Origin of the sequence: Acidiphilium sp. C61 (assembly GCF_905116885.1) — a bacterium.
Classification (GTDB): Bacteria; Pseudomonadota; Alphaproteobacteria; order Acetobacterales; family Acetobacteraceae; genus Acidiphilium.
The window spans coordinates 1,118,103-1,134,620 of the sequence record NZ_CAJHNI010000005.1 but is presented as its reverse complement, the minus strand read 5'-3'; the positions used below and the strand labels follow the sequence as shown (position 1 = coordinate 1,134,620).

At 66.6% G+C, this 16,518-nt stretch carries 19 protein-coding genes and 1 pseudogene; 13 read left to right on the top strand and 7 right to left on the bottom strand.

Features of this window, described 5'->3' with window-relative positions; translation table 11 throughout:
• Positions 1 to 58: 58 nt before the first annotated feature.
• Both HUW10_RS08140 and HUW10_RS08135 read left to right on the top strand, forming a co-directional pair.
• On the top strand, positions 59 to 979 hold the full coding sequence (locus HUW10_RS08140; RefSeq protein ID WP_174503035.1) for a DnaJ C-terminal domain-containing protein: 921 nt from the start codon (positions 59 to 61) through the stop codon (positions 977 to 979).
• The gene (locus HUW10_RS08135; RefSeq protein WP_174503034.1) at positions 976 to 1,326 is read left to right on the top strand and encodes a chaperone modulator CbpM; all 351 of its coding nucleotides are present in this window, start codon (positions 976 to 978) and stop codon (positions 1,324 to 1,326) included. Before HUW10_RS08140 ends, HUW10_RS08135 begins: the two co-directional genes overlap by 4 nt.
• Here the strand turns inward: HUW10_RS08135 and HUW10_RS08130 are convergent.
• On the bottom strand, positions 1,302 to 2,021 hold the full coding sequence (locus HUW10_RS08130) for a molybdopterin-dependent oxidoreductase (RefSeq protein ID WP_174503033.1): 720 nt from the start codon (positions 2,019 to 2,021) through the stop codon (positions 1,302 to 1,304). The two genes, HUW10_RS08135 and HUW10_RS08130, sit on opposite strands and share 25 nt — an antisense overlap.
• Positions 2,022 to 2,026: 5 nt before the next feature.
• Positions 2,027 to 2,659: a cytochrome b/b6 domain-containing protein gene (locus HUW10_RS08125; RefSeq protein ID WP_174503032.1), complete on the bottom strand. Its 633-nt coding sequence runs from the start codon at positions 2,657 to 2,659 to the stop codon at positions 2,027 to 2,029.
• A gap of 76 nt (positions 2,660 to 2,735) precedes the next feature.
• Here HUW10_RS08125 and HUW10_RS08120 point away from each other — a divergent pair, with 76 nt between their 5' ends.
• From HUW10_RS08120 to HUW10_RS08105, 4 genes are all read left to right on the top strand, one after another.
• Positions 2,736 to 3,077: a hypothetical protein gene (locus tag HUW10_RS08120; RefSeq protein WP_236656295.1), complete on the top strand. Its 342-nt coding sequence runs from the start codon at positions 2,736 to 2,738 to the stop codon at positions 3,075 to 3,077.
• A 189-nt stretch (positions 3,078 to 3,266) separates the two neighbouring features.
• The gene (locus tag HUW10_RS08115) at positions 3,267 to 3,923 is read left to right on the top strand and encodes a peroxiredoxin-like family protein (protein WP_174503031.1); all 657 of its coding nucleotides are present in this window, start codon (positions 3,267 to 3,269) and stop codon (positions 3,921 to 3,923) included.
• A 5-nt stretch (positions 3,924 to 3,928) separates the two neighbouring features.
• A complete protein-coding gene (locus HUW10_RS08110; RefSeq protein ID WP_174503030.1) occupies positions 3,929 to 4,798 on the top strand; it encodes a LysR family transcriptional regulator in 870 nt (289 codons plus the stop codon).
• A gap of 82 nt (positions 4,799 to 4,880) precedes the next feature.
• Positions 4,881 to 5,471: a peroxidase-related enzyme gene (locus tag HUW10_RS08105; protein WP_201712598.1), complete on the top strand. Its 591-nt coding sequence runs from the start codon at positions 4,881 to 4,883 to the stop codon at positions 5,469 to 5,471.
• A gap of 4 nt (positions 5,472 to 5,475) precedes the next feature.
• On the opposite strand, the gene HUW10_RS08100 is transcribed toward HUW10_RS08105, so the two are convergent.
• From HUW10_RS08100 to HUW10_RS08085, 4 genes are read right to left on the bottom strand one after another with little or no spacing between them, the layout of a single operon-like run.
• The gene (locus tag HUW10_RS08100; RefSeq protein WP_174503029.1) at positions 5,476 to 6,591 is read right to left on the bottom strand and encodes an ABC transporter ATP-binding protein; all 1,116 of its coding nucleotides are present in this window, start codon (positions 6,589 to 6,591) and stop codon (positions 5,476 to 5,478) included.
• Entirely contained in the window at positions 6,591 to 7,427 is an 837-nt protein-coding gene (gene ugpE, locus HUW10_RS08095) for a sn-glycerol-3-phosphate ABC transporter permease UgpE (RefSeq protein ID WP_174503028.1), read from the bottom strand. Before ugpE ends, HUW10_RS08100 begins: the two co-directional genes overlap by 1 nt.
• Positions 7,424 to 8,302: an ABC transporter permease subunit gene (locus HUW10_RS08090; RefSeq protein WP_174503027.1), complete on the bottom strand. Its 879-nt coding sequence runs from the start codon at positions 8,300 to 8,302 to the stop codon at positions 7,424 to 7,426. Before HUW10_RS08090 ends, ugpE begins: the two co-directional genes overlap by 4 nt.
• 13 nt (positions 8,303 to 8,315) lie before the next feature.
• Entirely contained in the window at positions 8,316 to 9,644 is a 1,329-nt protein-coding gene (locus HUW10_RS08085; RefSeq protein ID WP_174503026.1) for an extracellular solute-binding protein, read from the bottom strand.
• A gap of 80 nt (positions 9,645 to 9,724) precedes the next feature.
• Between HUW10_RS08085 and HUW10_RS18695 the strand changes: the two are divergent.
• Together HUW10_RS18695 and pcaC are read left to right on the top strand one after the other, a co-directional pair.
• Positions 9,725 to 10,582 (top strand): annotated as a pseudogene (locus tag HUW10_RS18695) (alpha/beta fold hydrolase); the annotation flags it as partial.
• Positions 10,583 to 10,597: 15 nt separating this feature from the next.
• On the top strand, positions 10,598 to 11,002 hold the full coding sequence (pcaC, locus tag HUW10_RS18690) for a 4-carboxymuconolactone decarboxylase (RefSeq protein WP_366925309.1): 405 nt from the start codon (positions 10,598 to 10,600) through the stop codon (positions 11,000 to 11,002).
• Between the two features lie 26 nt (positions 11,003 to 11,028).
• Here pcaC and HUW10_RS08075 read toward each other — a convergent pair whose 3' ends face one another.
• Positions 11,029 to 11,526, bottom strand: a complete 498-nt coding sequence (locus tag HUW10_RS08075) for a MarR family winged helix-turn-helix transcriptional regulator (protein ID WP_174503025.1) — start codon at positions 11,524 to 11,526, stop codon at positions 11,029 to 11,031.
• 247 nt (positions 11,527 to 11,773) lie between these two features.
• On the opposite strand from HUW10_RS08075, the gene ectA reads away from it, so the two are divergent.
• The 5 genes from ectA to HUW10_RS08050 are packed head-to-tail and all read left to right on the top strand — an operon-like array spanning position 11,774 to position 16,439.
• The gene (gene ectA / locus HUW10_RS08070) at positions 11,774 to 12,268 is read left to right on the top strand and encodes a diaminobutyrate acetyltransferase (protein WP_174504800.1); all 495 of its coding nucleotides are present in this window, start codon (positions 11,774 to 11,776) and stop codon (positions 12,266 to 12,268) included.
• 11 nt (positions 12,269 to 12,279) lie between these two features.
• Positions 12,280 to 13,584: a diaminobutyrate--2-oxoglutarate transaminase gene (ectB, locus tag HUW10_RS08065; protein ID WP_174503024.1), complete on the top strand. Its 1,305-nt coding sequence runs from the start codon at positions 12,280 to 12,282 to the stop codon at positions 13,582 to 13,584.
• A 32-nt stretch (positions 13,585 to 13,616) separates the two neighbouring features.
• Entirely contained in the window at positions 13,617 to 14,015 is a 399-nt protein-coding gene (locus HUW10_RS08060) for an ectoine synthase (RefSeq protein ID WP_174503023.1), read from the top strand.
• Positions 14,016 to 14,040: 25 nt separating this feature from the next.
• A complete protein-coding gene (thpD, locus tag HUW10_RS08055; RefSeq protein WP_236656292.1) occupies positions 14,041 to 14,976 on the top strand; it encodes an ectoine hydroxylase in 936 nt (311 codons plus the stop codon).
• Positions 14,973 to 16,439, top strand: coding sequence for an aspartate kinase (locus HUW10_RS08050; protein WP_174503022.1), 1,467 nt, complete (start codon positions 14,973 to 14,975; stop codon positions 16,437 to 16,439). The genes thpD and HUW10_RS08050 overlap by 4 nt, the downstream gene beginning before the upstream one ends.
• Positions 16,440 to 16,518 lie beyond the last annotated feature (79 nt).

Here is a 16,518-nt window from a genome sequence, read left to right as displayed (position 1 = left end):
AGTTGTTCCGCGGCGTGCTTTGATCGCAACCGATGATGCTGTTCCGGGATGAGGCAGAGTGAAGGATCCTTACGATGTTCTTGGTGTGGCGCGGGATGCGGGTCAGGATGAGATAAGGCGGGCCTATCGACGGCTCGCGAAGGACCATCATCCCGACCTCAACCCCGGCAATGCGGCGGCGGAGGCGCGGTTCAAGGACGTTTCGGCGGCCTATCACCTGCTGTCCGACGCCGATCAGCGCGCCCGGTTCGACCGCGGCGAGATCGATGCCGAAGGGCAGGAACGCGCGCGGCACGGCACCTGGCGCGACTATGCCGAGACCGGCGAGGGCGCGCGCTACGGCGGTGGCGGTGGCGCCTGGACCACCGACGATCTCGAGGCCATGTTCGGTTCGATGTTCGGCGGCGGCGGACGGCGCGGTGGGCCGGGGCGCGGGCAGGACCGGCATTATTCCATGACGATCGGCTTCGTTGAGGCTGTGGCTGGCGGCACAAGGAGGCTGTCGCTGCCCGATGGCGGCACGCTCGACGTGCGGATTCCCCCTGGCACCGAGGACGGGCAAATGCTGCGCCTGCGCGGCAAGGGCGGAGTGGGATGGAATGGTGGGCCGGCAGGCGATGCGCTGATCCGCGTGAGTGTGACGCCGCACCGCTTCTTCACCCGCGAGGGACAGGACATTCGGCTCGATCTGCCGGTGACGCTGGCCGAGGCGGTGCTGGGTGGGCAGGTCGAGGTGCCGACGCCGGGTGGCGCGGTGCGGATGCGGGTTCCTGCAGGGTCGGACAGCGGTACGGTATTGCGACTGCGCGGCCGCGGCGTGGCGGCGCATGGCACCGCCGCCGCGGGCGATCTCTACGCGACGCTGCGGGTCGTCATCGGCAAGGCGGACCCGGCGCTGGAGGCGTTCCTGCGCGGCTGGACGCCGGAGGAGACGCCCGATCCGCGCGCCGGGATGACCGAGACGGAGGTGCCGTCATGAGCGAAGGGGTGACGATCGAGGTCGTCATCGCCGAGGTGGCGGGGCTGGCACGGGCCGATCTCGAACGCTGGCTGGCGCTGGAATGGGTGCGCCCGGCGCGGGCTGGGGGAGGCTGGCGGTTCCATGGCATCGATATCGCGCGGGTGCGGCTGATCCACGAGCTCGCGTCCGACCTGCTTGTGGACGAGGAGGCGATGCCGGTGGTGCTCTCGCTGCTCGACCAGCTCTACGATGCCCGCCGGCGGATGCGCGCACTGGCCGAGGCGATCGCCGCGGCTCCGGAGGGACCGCGGCGCGCAGTGCTCGAACGCATTGCCGCCGCTCAGGAGCCGCCGAACCAGTTATAGCCCTGCCGCACCCAGTAGCCGCTGGGGAAGGTGTTGGTGACGCCGAGGGCGACGACCGATTTCGGGTTCTTGTAGCCGAGCTTGGTCGGAATCCGCAGCCGCACCGGCGCGCCGAACGGGGCGGTGAGCGGCGCGCCGAGAAAATCGAGTGCGAGGATCGTCTGGGGGTGCAGGGCGGAAGCCATGTCGATGCTCTCGTAATACCCGTCGGCGCACTGGAACGAGACATAGCGCGCCTTGAGATCGGCATTCACCCGTCGCAGGAAATGGCCGAGCGGCACACCACTCCACTGGCCGACAACGCGCCAACCCTCGACGCAGGCGAGGCGGGTGATCTGGCTCTCCTGCGGCAGGGCGCGCAGTTCGGCGAGGCGCCAGTGCCGCTTGTCGCCGATGCGGCCGGTGAGGCCGAGGCGCCAGGTCGCGAGATCGACGCGCGGCGCCTGGTCGATGCTGTAGAAGGCGTTGAAGCGCGGCGGCCTTGTGATGGCGGAGGCCGGGAAGGTCGGCGCTAGCGTATGCCGGTCGAACAGGGCAGCCTGCACCTCGTCGTTCCAGCGCGACATCGCGGTGAGCGCGCGGTCCGCAAGGTCGGGATGTTTCAGGTCGTCGTAGTCGCAGCCGGTGAGGCTGGCGGCGGCGCCGAAGGCGAGGCTGCGGCCGAGCAGGGCGCGGCGGTTGAGGAGCGTGCGCATGGGTCTTACTCCGCGGCTTCGGTTATTTTGGGAAGAGGATCGGGCAGGCGGCCGCCGGTGATCATCGCGGGGAGGACGCGCGGCACCAGGGCGACCAGCAGGACATGGACGATCAGGAAGCCGGAAATCCCGGCCATCGCGACGAAGTGGACAACGCGGGAATCGAAGAATCCGCCGAACAGATCCGACAGGTACCAGAGCTGCACCGGCTTCCAGACCGCAAGCCCCGACAGCACGGCGAGAACGCCGAGCGCGATGACCCCGAGATAGAGCACCCGCTGCACCGCGTTGTAGACGCCGACTTCATGCGGCAGGTGCAGGCGCAGGGCGGCCCAGATGTCGCGCAGCACGGCGCGGGGCGTGACCGGCAGCAGCTTGCGGCGGAAATGGCCACTTGCCGTGCCCCAGACGAGATAGGCGAGCCCGTTGAGCATCAGCAGCCAGATCGCGGCGAGATGCCAGGCGATCGCCCCGCCCAGCCATTGCCCGATCGTCGCCCATTGCGGGAAGGTGAAGGGCAGGAAGGGAGAGGCATCGTAGATCTCCCAGCCGCTGCCGATCAGCGTGATGATGGCGATTGCGTTCAGCCAGTGCATGATTCGCAATGGCAGCGGGTGGATGGGGCGGTATCGGCGCATTTTCGGTTTCCTCGCTTGTTGTTGCGATGGCGCCATGATGCGCCCGCCGCGGCGCCGGGGTCGAGGTATCGAAACGATGACCAAACGGCATTGGATCGGCCGCGCATGGCCGGTCATGTTTGCGGGGCGGACCACGATGACCGGTCCGCAGGAAGCAGACCGGGGCGCCGCCCCCCACACAGAGGAGACCACCATGATCCGCATTCTCGCCACCACCGCCCTTGCCCTCGGCCTCGTCGCCGGCGTTGCCCAGGCGCAGACCACCAGCGCGATGGGGCACGACACGATGGGCCACAAGAGTGCGATGAGCCACGGCACCGCCATTGGTCACGACACGATGGGTCACGACACGATGGGTCACAACAAGATGGGCCATGACAAGATGGGTCATGACAAGATGGGCCACCCTGCCTCGTAGGGCGCTCTCGCTCCTGTCGGATCGATGGATGCCCCGATCCATCGCAGCCGCCGCCTGATCGTCCCGGCTTCAGAGCACGTTCCGGCCCTTGCGGCTCGGGACGTGCTCTATTTTATTGGATCTCTGGCCGGCAATTGATCGGGATGGCGACTTTGCTACTATAAGAAAGCCAGGGAGACAGTATCGGCCATGGGCCTCGACGAGCAGCTTCAGGCGGAACGCCAACGCCGCACTGCAGATGACGCCGTCCGCCTTGCCTATGAGGACGTCTTCACGACGCTCAGCCAGAACGGTTTTCTCTCCGGCGTGCTCGGGGAAACTGCCGCGTTTCCGGATTTCGTGCTGCCCAATGCCGAGGGGCGGCTCGTCTCGCTTGCCAGCCGTCTCGCCGAGGGGCCGGTTGTCGTGCAGTTCTTCCGTGGCGAGTGGTGCCCGTTCTGCCGATTGATGCTCGACGCGCTGGTGGCCGCCCTGCCGGAGATCGAGGCGGCCGGAGCATCATTGCTGGCGCTGACGCCGGACATGGGCCCCTGGGCGCGGCAGGCCAAGCAGAATCACGGCGCGACGTTCGAAGTGCTGTCGGATGTGGATTACGGGGTTGGACTCGCGGCCGGGGTGGTGTTCCGCATTCCGGCGCTCTATCGGTCACGCCTCATGAGGGCGGGGATCGATTTCGCTGAACGGCACGGGAACGGGTCGCAGTTCCTGCCGGTGCCGGCGGTGTTCCTGCTCGATGTCAACGGGCGGGTCGCGTGGCGATTCGTCAGTGTCGATTTCACCCGCCGCGCTGCGCCCGATCGCATTCTCGGCGAGCTGCGCCGCCTTGCCGCGCCGGAACAGGAGTAGACGCGATGGAGCTGACCCAGGTGCGGTATTTCGTCGCGCTGACCCGGCTGCTCAACTTCACCCGCGCCGCCGATGCCTGCAATGTCAGCCAGCCGGCGTTGACGCGGGCGATACAGCGGCTGGAGGACGAACTTGGCGGGCCGCTGGTCTATCGCGAACGCAACCTGACGCAGCTGACCGAACTCGGCCGGGCCATGCTGCCGCATCTCGAGGCGATGCTGGAGGCGGCGGACAATGCGTCGGCGCTGGCCGAGGCGCGGCGGCAGCAGCCGGTGGCGAGCCTGAAGATCGGTCTGGGCCCCGGCGTGGGCGCTGCGGCGATTGCCGGTGCGGTGCGCGAGGTCGCGTCGCTGATGCCCGACCTTATGGTCCGCTTTGAGGAAGCCGCTGGGGCGATGCTCGTCGAATCGATGCTCTCCGACATGCTGGATTGCGCGGTGCTGCCCGCCGACTGCGCCCTGCCGGAACGCTTCAATCACTGGAAACTCTATGACGAGGGTGCTGTCGTGGTCATGCCGCCGCAGCACCGGCTGGCGAATGCCGAAAGCATCACTGCCTCCGACCTGGACGGCGAGGTGCTGCTGCATGGTGAGCGCTGCGGCGGCTTCGTCCAGGCGCTGCGCGCGGCCTGCGATGGGACGTTCCGCGTGCGACGTTGCGACGGCGGCATTGGGAACATGCTGGATCTTGTCTCGGCGGGGCTTGGCATCGCCATTCTATCGGAACGGATGGCGGTGCCGTCGCCGCTGGTGACCTGCCGCCTCGCCAAGCCACCATTGAACCGCGAGGTGCGCCTTGCCGCGATCGCCGGCCGGCCGCAGGGCCCTGCTGTCGCCGGTTTCATCAAGCTCTGCCGTGCCGGTTGTGGCCTCTGAGCCCGCCGCGGCCCGGTTGATTTTCTGACCCCACGCGCCGAATGTGCAGGGCAAAACAGGGTCGGAGACGGGCGCGATGGCGATGAACGACATGCAGCATGACGCGATCAGCCGGTTTTCCGTGCCTGATCTCGACTCGCTTCCCGCGGATATCCGCGAGAAAATCCTCGCCGTGCAGGAAAAGGCGGGCTTCGTGCCGAACGTGTTCCTTGCCCTCGCGCACCGGCCCGACGAGTTCCGCGCCTTCTTCGCCTATCACGATGCGCTGATGCTGCGTCCCGCAGGGCTGAGCAAGGCGGAACGCGAGATGATCGTGGTCGCGACCTCGGGTGTCAATCATTGCCTCTATTGCGTGGTGGCGCACGGGGCGATCCTGCGGATCTATGCGAAGGACCCGGAAATCGCCGACCGGCTGGCGGTCAACCCGGGCAAGGCACGACTCGCCCCGCGCCAGCGGGCCATGATCGATTACGCGATGAAGGTCGCAACCGCGTCGGACACGGTCGGGCCAGACGATCACGCGGCACTCCGCGAACAGGGGTTCGACGCCGACGAGATCTGGGATATCGGCGCGATCGCGGCATTCTTCGCGATGTCGAACCGGCTCGCCAACATGGCCGGGATGCAGCCCAACCCGGAATTCTTCGCGATGGGACGGTTGCCGAAAGCCTGAACCTTCAGCCGGGCGCGAGGCGGCGGCCGGACTCTCCGTCAAAAACATGGAGCTGTTCGGCGGGCAGGTCGGCCCCGAGTTCGGCGGCCCCAAGTTCGCCGGCCCCGAGTTCGGCAGCCTCAAGTTCGGCAGCGTCGGGCGCCGGGCCGCTGACGCGGATCGAGAAAGCGTCGCCATTGGCGAGATGGCCGTGCAGCAGGGTTTCCGAGCCGAGCGGCTCGACGAGATCGATCGTGACGCGCAGGGCATCGGCAGCCGTCGAGAGCGCCACATGCTGCGGGCGGATGCCGATTGTAACACCCGTGCCCTCGCGCCCCCATGAGCCGGCGGGCAGCGCGATCTCCGGCCCGGCATCGAGCCGGGCGCTGCGGCCTTCGGGCCCGAGGCGGGCGGCGCAGAAATTCATCGCCGGCTCGCCGATGAACCCGCCGACATAGGTATCGGCGGGATGGGCGAAGACCTCGACCGGCGGGGCAATCTGCGCCGCAACTCCCTGGTGCATGACGATCAGCCGGTCGGCCAGTGTCATCGCCTCGACCTGGTCATGGGTGACGTAGAGGCTGGTGACGTTGAGGCGCTTCTGCAGCTTGCGGATGTCGGCGCGCACCTGCACGCGCAGCCTGGCATCGAGGTTGGAGAGTGGTTCGTCGAACAGGAACAGCTTCGGCTCGCGCACGATGGCGCGCCCCATGGCGACGCGCTGGCGCTGGCCACCGGAGAGCGCGCGCGGCTTGCGGCCGAGCAGTTCCGAAAGCCCGAGCGTGTCGGCGGCATCCTCCACCCGGCGGGCGATCTCGGCCTTCGCCATGCCCTTCAGCTTCAGCCCGTAGGCCATGTTGTCGAACACGCTCATATGCGGGTAGAGCGCGTAATTCTGGAACACCATCGCGATGTCGCGCTTCGAGGGATCGACATCGGTGATGTCGCGGCCATCGAGCAGGATGCGGCCGCCGCTCGGCGCTTCCAGCCCGGCGACAAGACGCAGCAGGGTCGACTTGCCGCAGCCCGACGCGCCGACGATGACCAGCATCTCGCCATCCGCGAGCCGCAGGTCGATGCCGTGCAGGACGGTCGTCCCGCCGAAGCTCTTGGTCAGTCCCTGCAGTTCCAGCGTTGCCATTACTTGTCCACTTCGGTGAGGCCGGCGACGAACCAGCGCTGCATCGCCACCACGACGAAAACCGGCGGCACGATGGCAAGGATGGTGGCCGCCATGACGAGGTTCCAGGGCGTGAGCTGGTCCGAGGTGATCAACTGCACGATGCCGAGCACGATCGTATCGAGCCGCCCGTTGGTCGCGACCAGCAATGGCCAGAGATACTGGTTCCAGCCATAGACGAACAGGATCACGAACAGGGCGGCGAGATTGGCGCCGGAGACCGGCAGCAGGATATCGAAGAAGAAGCGCATCGGCCCGGCGCCGTCGAGCTTTGCCGCCTCGACCAGCTCGTCCGGCACCGCGAGGAAGACCTGGCGGAACAGCAGCGTCGCGGTGGCCGAGGCGATCAGCGGCATGGTCAGGCCGGTGAAGGTATTGATCAGGTGGAAATCCGACATCACCGAATAGGTCGGGATGATCCGCACCTCGACCGGCAGCATCAGCGTGATGAAGATCAGCCAGAAGGCGACCATGCGGAAGGGAAAGCGGAAGAAGGCGATGGCGAAGGCCGAGATCGAGGAGATTGCGATCTTGCCGATGGCGATGCCGAGCGCCATCAGCGCGCTGACCATCATCATGTGCCAGATCGGTACGCCGCCCTTGGCGGTGTTGCCGAAGCCGAGCGCGTGTATGAACACGGGCAGGCCCGAGAGGCGCGGGATCAGCGACAGGTCGCCGCGATTGATCGCGCCGGCCGATTGCGTCGCGCCGGCGAAGGCGACCCAGATCGGGAAGATGAAGATCAGTACGCCGATGATGAGCACGGCATGGGCAAGGTAATCGGGCCTGCGGTTCATGTCGCGCGCTTGCCGGTGTAGCGGAACTGGATCGTGGTGAGGACCATGATCAGCGCCATCAGGATGACCGATTGCGCGGCCGAGCCGCCGAGATCGAGATTGATCACCCCGTCGCGATAGACCTTGACCACCAGCGTCGTCGTCGAGCTGCCGGGGCCGCCGCCAGTGAGCGCGAAGATAAGCGCAAAGGCGTCGAAGGCGGCATAGACGGTGTTGATCACCAGCAGGAAGAAGGTGGTGGGGGCGAGCAGCGGCCAGATCATGGTACGGAACCGGTAGAAGCCCCGCGCGCCGTCGAGCGTCGCGGCCTCGATCACCGAGGCTGGCACCGATTGCAGGCCCGCGAGGTAGAAGATGAAATTGTAGCTGACCTGCTTCCAGGCGGCGATCAGCACGATCAGGCCGAAGGCGTCGGTGCCGTTGGTGGCGTAGTTGAAATCGATCCCCAACCGGGCAAGGACGTTGGAGAGCAGCCCGATCTGCGGCTGGAGCAGGAAAACGAAGATCACCGAGGCCAGCGCCGGTGCGATGGCGTAGGGCCAGATCAGCAGGACGCGATAGACCGACTGGCCGCGTATGCCGCGATTGGCGAAGCAGGCAAGCACGAGGCCGCCCGCCATCGACAGCACGGTGACTGCCGCACAGAAGATCACGGTGCGCAGCAGGGCCGCCTGATAGACCGGCGAGCCCAGCAGCGTGCGGAAATTGGCGAGGCCGACGAAGGTGGTGTTCAGCCCGAACGCATCCGTCGCCTGGACGCTTTCTGAGAAAGCGCGCCAGGCGGGGAGCAGGAAGAACAGGACCGTGATGGCGAGCTGCGGGGCCACCAGGACGGCCGGCAGCAGCCGGCCGCCGAAGAGGGTGCGTCTCTCCATCGCGCCGGGTGGATCAGCCGTGCAGGGCGCGGGCGAAGCGGTCGACCACCGCCTGGCTGCGCTGCTGGGCGCGCGCCAGCGCCTTGTGGGCCGGCGTGCCGCTCTGGATCGCGCTTTCCCACTCCTCCTCGATGATCACGCGGACTTCCGGCATGCCGCCAAGGCGGATGCCGCGCGAATATTTCGTCGGCTCCGTGCGGGTCAGCTGCTTGACCGCGAGATCGCCGCCCGGCTGCTTCGCGTAAAAGCCCTGCTTGGCGATGTAGTCGTTCCCCGCCAGAGTCACCGGCACATAGCCGGTGGCCTCGGCCCAGCCGGCATCGTTCTGCGGTTCGGAGATGAACTTGAAGAAACGTGCAACGGCCTCGTATTCGGCCTTGTCGCGCCCCGGCGCCGTCATCGCCCAGAACGCGGCGCCGCCGATGATCGAGTTGATCGGGCTCTTGATGATCGACTGGTGGTAGGGGAGATAGGCATTGGCGAAGCGGAACTTCGCGCTCTTCACCAGCTGGCCGTAGATCGAGGAACTGTCGAAGGTGATCGCCGCCTTGCCCGAGTAGAAGATCGGGCTCGGCTTGCCGTCGCGGCCTTCATAGTGGAACAGGCCGTCCTTCTGCATCGTCAGCAGCGTGTCGAGATTGCGCACGAAGGGATGCGAGTCGAGCCGCAGCTTCGGGTTCGGGCCGCCGAACCCGTCGTTCAGTGTCGCGTATTCGACATTGTGGATGGCGGCGAACTGCTCGAAATGCACCCAGGTCGGCCATGAGGTCATCACCGGGATCTCGGCCGCCCCCTTCGCCTTGATCGCCCGGGCGGCCTTGATCACGTCATCCCAGGTCGCGAGCGGGGCCTTGGGGTCGAGCCCGGCCTTCTCGAAGGCGTCCTCGTTGATCCACATCAGGGCGGTCGAGGAGTTGAACGGGGCGGCCCCCATCTTTCCGTCATTGAGGCTGTAATAGCCGCGCACGGCGGGAATGTAGGTCGAGGGTTCGATGGCCACGCCCGTCATCTCGGCGAGCTTGTAGACATCGACCACCGCGCGGCCGGCGCCGAGCATGTCGGCGGTGCCGACATCGAACACCTGGGCGATCGAGGGCGCCTTGCCGGCGCGCCAGGCAGCGATCGTGGCCGTCAGCACCTGCGGATAGGAGCCCTTGTAGACGGCGTCGACCGCGAAATCCGGCTGGCTCTTGTTGAAGGCATCGACGATCGACTGCAGCTTGTCGCCGAGCGCGCCACCCATGGCGTGCCAGAGTACGACCCGTGTGGGGGCTGCGGCGCGCGCGGTGGCGGCGACCAGCGCCGTGGCCGGGGCCGAGGCGATCAGGGTGCGACGTTTCATGAGAAGTCCCTTTGACTGGAGTTGGCGTAGCCAGTTAACGCGACTGCATGGCGTGGCGATGACAGTATCGTCACACATTGATGACAAGATCATGCGGCGGAGCGGCGATCAAGGGGGCTGATGGTTGCCGGATGCAACGCGTCGGCCTTATGGTCCGCCGCGCAACGGCGCGAGAAGAGGAGCGGGCGATGTTCGTGACGGCGGGTGACATAAATGTTCACGTCAGGATCGACGGGCGGGACGGATCGCCGCCGCTGGTGCTGCTCCATTCGCTCGGGACCGACCACCGGGTCTGGGATGACCAGGCCGCGGCACTTGCGCGGAACTTCCGCGTCATCCGCCCGGACATGCGCGGCCACGGCCTGACCGAGGCGACACCGGGCGACTACACGATGGCGCAACTGGCCGGTGATGTCGCCGCGGTGCTCGATGTGCTCGGCGTCGGGGCTGCGGAGATCGGCGGAATCTCGATCGGCGGGATGATCGCCCAGGAATTCGCGGCGCGGCATCCCGGGCGCACCGAGGCGCTGATGCTCTGCGACACCGCGATGGCGATCCCCTCGTTCGAATCCTGGCGCGAGCGGGTGACGAACCTGCGCGCGCACGGGATCGGCTCGATCGAGGACGGCGTGCTGGCGCGCTGGGTGACGCCCGGCTTCATCGACGCGCCGCCGGCGCGCGGCCTGCGCGCGATGCTGCGCGGCACCAGCGTCGATGGCTATGCCGGCTGCGCCATGGCGATCGCGATGGCCGATCTCGCGCCGACGACGCGCCGGCTCAAGATGCCGGCTCTGGTGCTGGTCGGCGATGGCGATGTCTCGACGCCGGTGGCCAGCGCGCAGGCGCTGATGACTGCGCTGGCCGAGGGCGGCGCGCCGGATGTGCGCTTCGTGGTCATCGAGAATGCCGCGCATATCCCCACCGTCGAGAAGCCCGACGAGGTCACCCGCGCGATGCTGGACTTCCTCGCCGCCCGCAATGGGGGCGATGCGTTCGAAGCCGGGCTCGACATGCGCCGGGCCGTGCTCGGCCCTGCCTATGTCGCCCGCGCGCTGGAAGGGGCGACGGAGTTCGACCGCGACTTCCAGCACTTCATCACCGAAACCGCCTGGGGCAAGGTCTGGACCCGGCCTGGCCTGCCGCGGGCGATGCGCTCGCTGCTGGTGCTGGCGATCACCGCGTCACTCGGGCGCGAGGAAGAGTTCAAGCTGCATCTGCGCGCGACCCGCAACACCGGTGCGACGCGCGAGGAAATCGCCGAGGCGCTGATGCAGGTTGCGATATATGCCGGGGTGCCGGCGGCGAATGCCGGCTTCCGCATGGCAAAGGCAATCTTCCGCGAGGAAGAGGCAGGGTAGCACTCTTGCGCCCGCCGGGCGGGGAATCAGCCTTGCGACGGGCCGGCGGGGCGGTCGATGGCGCCCGCGGCGATCAGCGGTGCGGCGTCGATCTCCGCCGCGTCGAGCAACGTTCCGACGCGTTCGAGCGCGGCGAGGATCATTGCCTGTTCCCAGAGCGGCAGGGTCTCGAACCTGTCGCGGAAGCGCTCCTGTAGAAGGTCTGGCGCCCTGCCGAGGGCGGCACGGCCGGCATCGGTCGCGGCCATGATCATCTGGCGCTTGTCCCGCTCGCCGCGCCGTCGGGTGATCAGCCCGGCGCCGACGAGCCGGTCGGCGATATTGGTAATGGTCGCCTGGCCGAATTGCAGCGCCGTGGCGATGGCGCCCGGCGTGGCATCCCCCCGGCGGTCGATTTCCTGCAACACGAGAAACTGGGACGTGGTCAGCCCCGTCGCCGCGTAAAGGCGATGGCTGCCCTGATCGGTGGCCCGCAGGATGCGGCGGATCGCGCGCAAGGTCGCGCTGGTGAGAACATCGTCCATGCGGGTGATGGAGCCTGAGAATCCGGGCGTTTGCAACCACATGGTATTTCGATAAACGAAGAAATTTTCTGAAGCGGCGACGGTCCGCGGTTGAATGCCTCGATAAAAAACTTGAAAAACGAGCGTGATTTCACAAATTGTAAGATACGAGGTCGCCGAGTGCGGCATCATACGACATAATACTGCTTCGGAGTTTAAAATAATTTTGGGTCAACTCGATCATCTTGCGGCACCGTGCGGCAGCGCGGTGTCGTTGCGTCGGCCAATAGCTGCCGATGGCCCGGCGGTGACTGCGTTGATCGCGGAGTGCCCGCCGCTCGATACGAACTCGGCGTATTGCAACCTTCTGCAATGCACGGATTTCGCCGAAACCTGCGTGATCGCGGAACGTGAGGGTGAGGTGGTAGGGTGGATCTCGGGATATCTGCCGCCATCCAACCCGTCGCGCATCTTTGTCTGGCAGGTTGCGGTGTCGGCCGCTGCGCGCGGCATCGGCCTCGGCGGCCAGATGCTCGATGCGCTGCTCGACCGCCAAGCTGTGGCGGGCGCCCGCGCCCTGACGACAACCATTACCGAAGCCAACACAGCCTCGTGGCGGCTGTTTGAAAGCCTCGCGCGTCGGCGCGGCGCTTCCTTCGTCCGCGCGGTGCGGTTCGACCGCGCCACCCATTTCGCCGGCCGCCACGACACCGAGTTTGCCGTGACGATCGGCTTGCCCCGACCTGTCACCGACCAAGCATGAAAGGACATGACATGACCGATCTGCCGCGCCCGTCCCGGCGCAAGCCGGATACCGCCATCTACGAGCGCATGGAATCCAGGGTTCGTAGCTATTGCACCGCGATTCCGCGCCAGTTCACGTGGGCCGAAGGTGCCTGGATGCATGACAGCCAGGGCGGAAAATATCTCGATTTCCTCGCCGGCTGCTCGTCGCTGAATTACGGCCACAACCATCCGGTGCTGAAACAGGCGCTGATCGACTACATCGCCCGCGACGGCATTGCCCACGGGCTGGATTTCCACACCGACGCGAAGGCCGATTTCCTCGACGCGCTGGAAACCGTGATCCTGAAGCCGCGCGACATGGACTATCGCGCCATGTTCGTCGGCCCGACCGGGACCAACGCGGTCGAGGCCGCGCTCAAGCTCGCCCGCAAGGTGACTGGCCGGCAGACCGTGATCGCCTTCACCAATGGTTTCCACGGCATGACGCTCGGTGCGCTCGCCTGCACCGGCAACGAGGGCAAGCGCGGCGGTGCCGGCGTGCCGCTCGCCCATGTCAGCCACGAACCTTATGACGGGTATTATGGACCGGGGATCGATACCGCCGATCTGCTCGAGCAGCGCCTCGCCGACGGCTCGTCCGGCCTCGATGCGCCGGCGGCGTTCCTGGTCGAGACGGTGCAGGGCGAGGGGGGGCTGAACGCCGCCTCCGCCGGATGGTTGCGCAAGATCGCGACCCTCGCGAAGCGCCACGGCGCGCTGCTGATCGTGGATGACATCCAGGCCGGTTGCGGCCGCACCGGCCGCTTCTTCAGCTTCGAGGAGATGGGCATCCGCCCGGACATCATCACCCTCGCGAAATCGCTCTCCGGCATTGGCGCGCCCTTCGCACTGACCCTGTTCCGCCCGGAACTCGACCAGTGGAAGCCAGGCGAGCACAATGGCACGTTCCGCGGCAACAACCACGCCTTCGTCACCGCGGCTGCGGCGATCCGCCACTTCTGGAGCGATGGCGCCTTCGCTGCCGACATCACAAGGCGCGGCGACCTGCTCGGCCGCCGGCTCGGGGCGATCGCGGCGCGGCATGGCATGAGCACGCGCGGGCGCGGCATGATGCGCGGCATCGATGTCGGCACCGGCGAGATGGCCGACCGCATCACCGGCATCGCCTTCCGCGAGGGGCTGGTGATCGAGACCAGCGGTGCCGACGGTGAGATCGTCAAGGTGCTGGCGCCGCTCACCATCGATGACGATCTGCTGGCGGCCGGGCTCGACATTCTCGAACGCGCCGTGAACGAGGCCGCGGCGCCCACCTACAGCATCGCCGCCGAATAACGCGCAGCGATACCCGATCAAGGAGCAGAAACATGATCATCCGGACTCTGAAGGAGGCGCAGGCCTCCGGGCGAAAGGTCGTCACCGATGGCTGGGACAGCGTGCGCATGCTGCTGCGCGACGACGGCATGGGCTTCTCGTTCCACATCACCACGATGTACGCGGGCAAGGAACTGCAGATGCACTACAAGCATCATTTCGAGGCCGTCTTCGTGCTGAGCGGCGAGGGCACGATCGAGGATCTCGACGCCGGCGCGACCCACGAGCTGAAGCCGGGCGTACTCTATCTGCTCAACAAGCATGACCGCCACGTGGTTCGCCCGAAGACCGACATCGTGACCGCCTGCGTCTTCAACCCGCCGGTCACCGGGCAGGAAGTTCATGACGCGTCCGGCGCCTATCCGCCCGCCCCGGTGGGCGAGGCAGCCTGAGATCGTGGTCCGCAACGAACGAAACGTGGGAGAACTGACAATGGACGATCTCTATCCCTCGCGCCGCGAACCCACCCCGTCGCTGCTGCCGCGCCATGATCCGGTGGTGCATGGGCGGTGGGCGCCCGGCGCGCCGTTGAGCGACGAGCAGACACGGTTCTACGACACCAACGGTTATCTCGTGCTGGAGAACGTGTTGGATGCCGCCGAGATCGCGTTGCTGCAATCCGAGTCAATGGACCTGCTCGCCGATCCAGCCGGGCTCGACCGTGAGACCATCATAACCGAGCGCGGCAGCGACGAGGTGCGCTCGATCTTCGCGATCCACGCGCAGAATGAACTGCTCGGCCGGCTCGCGGCGGATTCGCGAATTGCCGGCGTGGCGCGTTTCCTGCTGGATGACGATGTCTACATCCACCAGTCGCGGCTCAACTACAAGCCGGGCTTCGAGGGCAAGGAGTTCTACTGGCACTCGGATTTCGAGACCTGGCATGTCGAGGATGGCATGCCGCGGATGCGGGCTCTGTCGATGTCGATCCTGCTGGCCGAGAACACCGCGAATAACGGCCCGCTGATGGTCATTCCCGGCTCGCACCGCAAATATCTCACCTGCGTCGGCGAGACACCGGAGAACCATTACCGCTCCTCGCTGAAGAAGCAGGAATACGGCGTGCCTGACCGCGAGATGCTGACGGCCCTCGCCAGCGATCATGGCATCGTCGCGCCGACCGGCAAGGCCGGTACCGTGGTCCTGTTCGACTGCAACACGATGCACGGTTCGAACGGCAACATTACGCCCTTCCCGCGGTCGAACGCGTTCTTTGTGTTCAACGCGAAGGCGAACAGCCTGGTCGAGCCATTCGGCCCGAAATCACGGCGGCCGGAATTCATCGCCGGTCGCGATTTCAGGACCGTGGACATCGTGAAGGGCCCGCTGGTGCGGCGCGAGCGCGCGGCATGAGCGTGGCCCCGAGTGTCGAGAAGATCGGCGGTACGTCGATCGCGGCGAGGGATGCGGTCGCTGACAACGTGCTGATCGCCGGCCGCGCCGGCCGCGATCTCTACCGGCGGATCTTCGTGGTGTCGGCTTATGGCGGGATCACCGACCTGCTGCTGGAGCCGAAGAAGAAGACCGACGCCGCGAAACCGCCCGGGCTTTATGCGAGCTTCGCCGCCGATGGCGAGAAGGGTGACTGGCACGACGCGCTCGATACGGTCGCCGCCGCGATGCGCGCCTGCAACAAGGAGGTGTTCGGCAACGCGCCCGAGCGCACCGTGGCGGATGAGTTCGTCAACGCCCGGATCGGCGAGACCCGAGCCTGTCTCGATGATCTCGACAGCCTGCGCGGCCACGGCCATTTCCGACTCGACGAGCCGCTCGCCAACTTGCGCGAGCTGCTTGCCGGGCTCGGTGAGGCGCATAGCGCGCACAATACCGCCCTGTTGCTGCGCGCCCGTGGCGTCAATGCGGCCTTCGTCGATCTGACCGGCTGGCAGGATGGGCGGAATTTCGATCTCGATGAGCGAATCCGCACGGGGCTCGACGGGATCGACCTCGCGACCACCCTGCCGATTGTCACCGGCTATGCGAAATGCAGCGACGGCATGGTCCGCAAATACGACCGTGGCTACACCGAGATGACCTTTGCCAGGCTCGCCGTGCTTACCGGCGCGCGCGAGGCGATCATCCACAAGGAGTTTCATCTCTCCAGCGCCGATCCGAAGGTCGTCGGCGTCGGCAAGGCGCGCAAGATCGGCCGCACCAATTACGACGTGGCCGACCAGCTCGCCAATCTCGGCGTCGAGGCCATTCACCCGGGGGCGGCGCGCGGCCTGCGTCAGGCGGGCATCCCGCTGCGGGTGCGCAATACATTCGACCGGCACGACGAGGGCACGCTGATCTGCGCCGATTACGTCTCTGCCGCGCCGCGCATCGAGATCGTTACCGGCATTCGCGAGGTCCGCGCCCTGCAGTTCTTCGAGCAGGACATGGTCGGGAAGAAAGGCTATGACGCGGCAATTCTGGACACGCTGACGAAACACCGCGCGCGCATTGTCAGCAAATCCTCCAACGCCAATACCATCACCCATTACCTCGCTGCCGGCGGGCCGACGGTGCGCCGGGTGATCGCCGATCTCGAGGCGCGGTTTCCGAATACCGAGGTCTCGGCGCCGCGCCTGGCCATGGTTGCGCTGATCGGCAGTGATCTCAGCGAGGAGGGCTGCGTTGCCCGCGCGCTCGGTGCGCTCGGCGCGGCGGGAATCGGGGTGAAGGCGATGCAGCATCAGATGCGCAATGTCGACATCCAGTTCATCCTCGATGCTGACCGTTTCGATGACGCAATCCGCGCCCTGCATGCAGCGCTGGTGGAATGCCGGATGGCGGAGGATGACGAGGGCCGTAAGCTACTTGCGGCAGCCTGATCGCGCATCCGTGTGCAACTGACCGACGCCGGCGGCATTGACCAGGCCAAGAACCACGCCTAGGCGATGGCTCAACTTT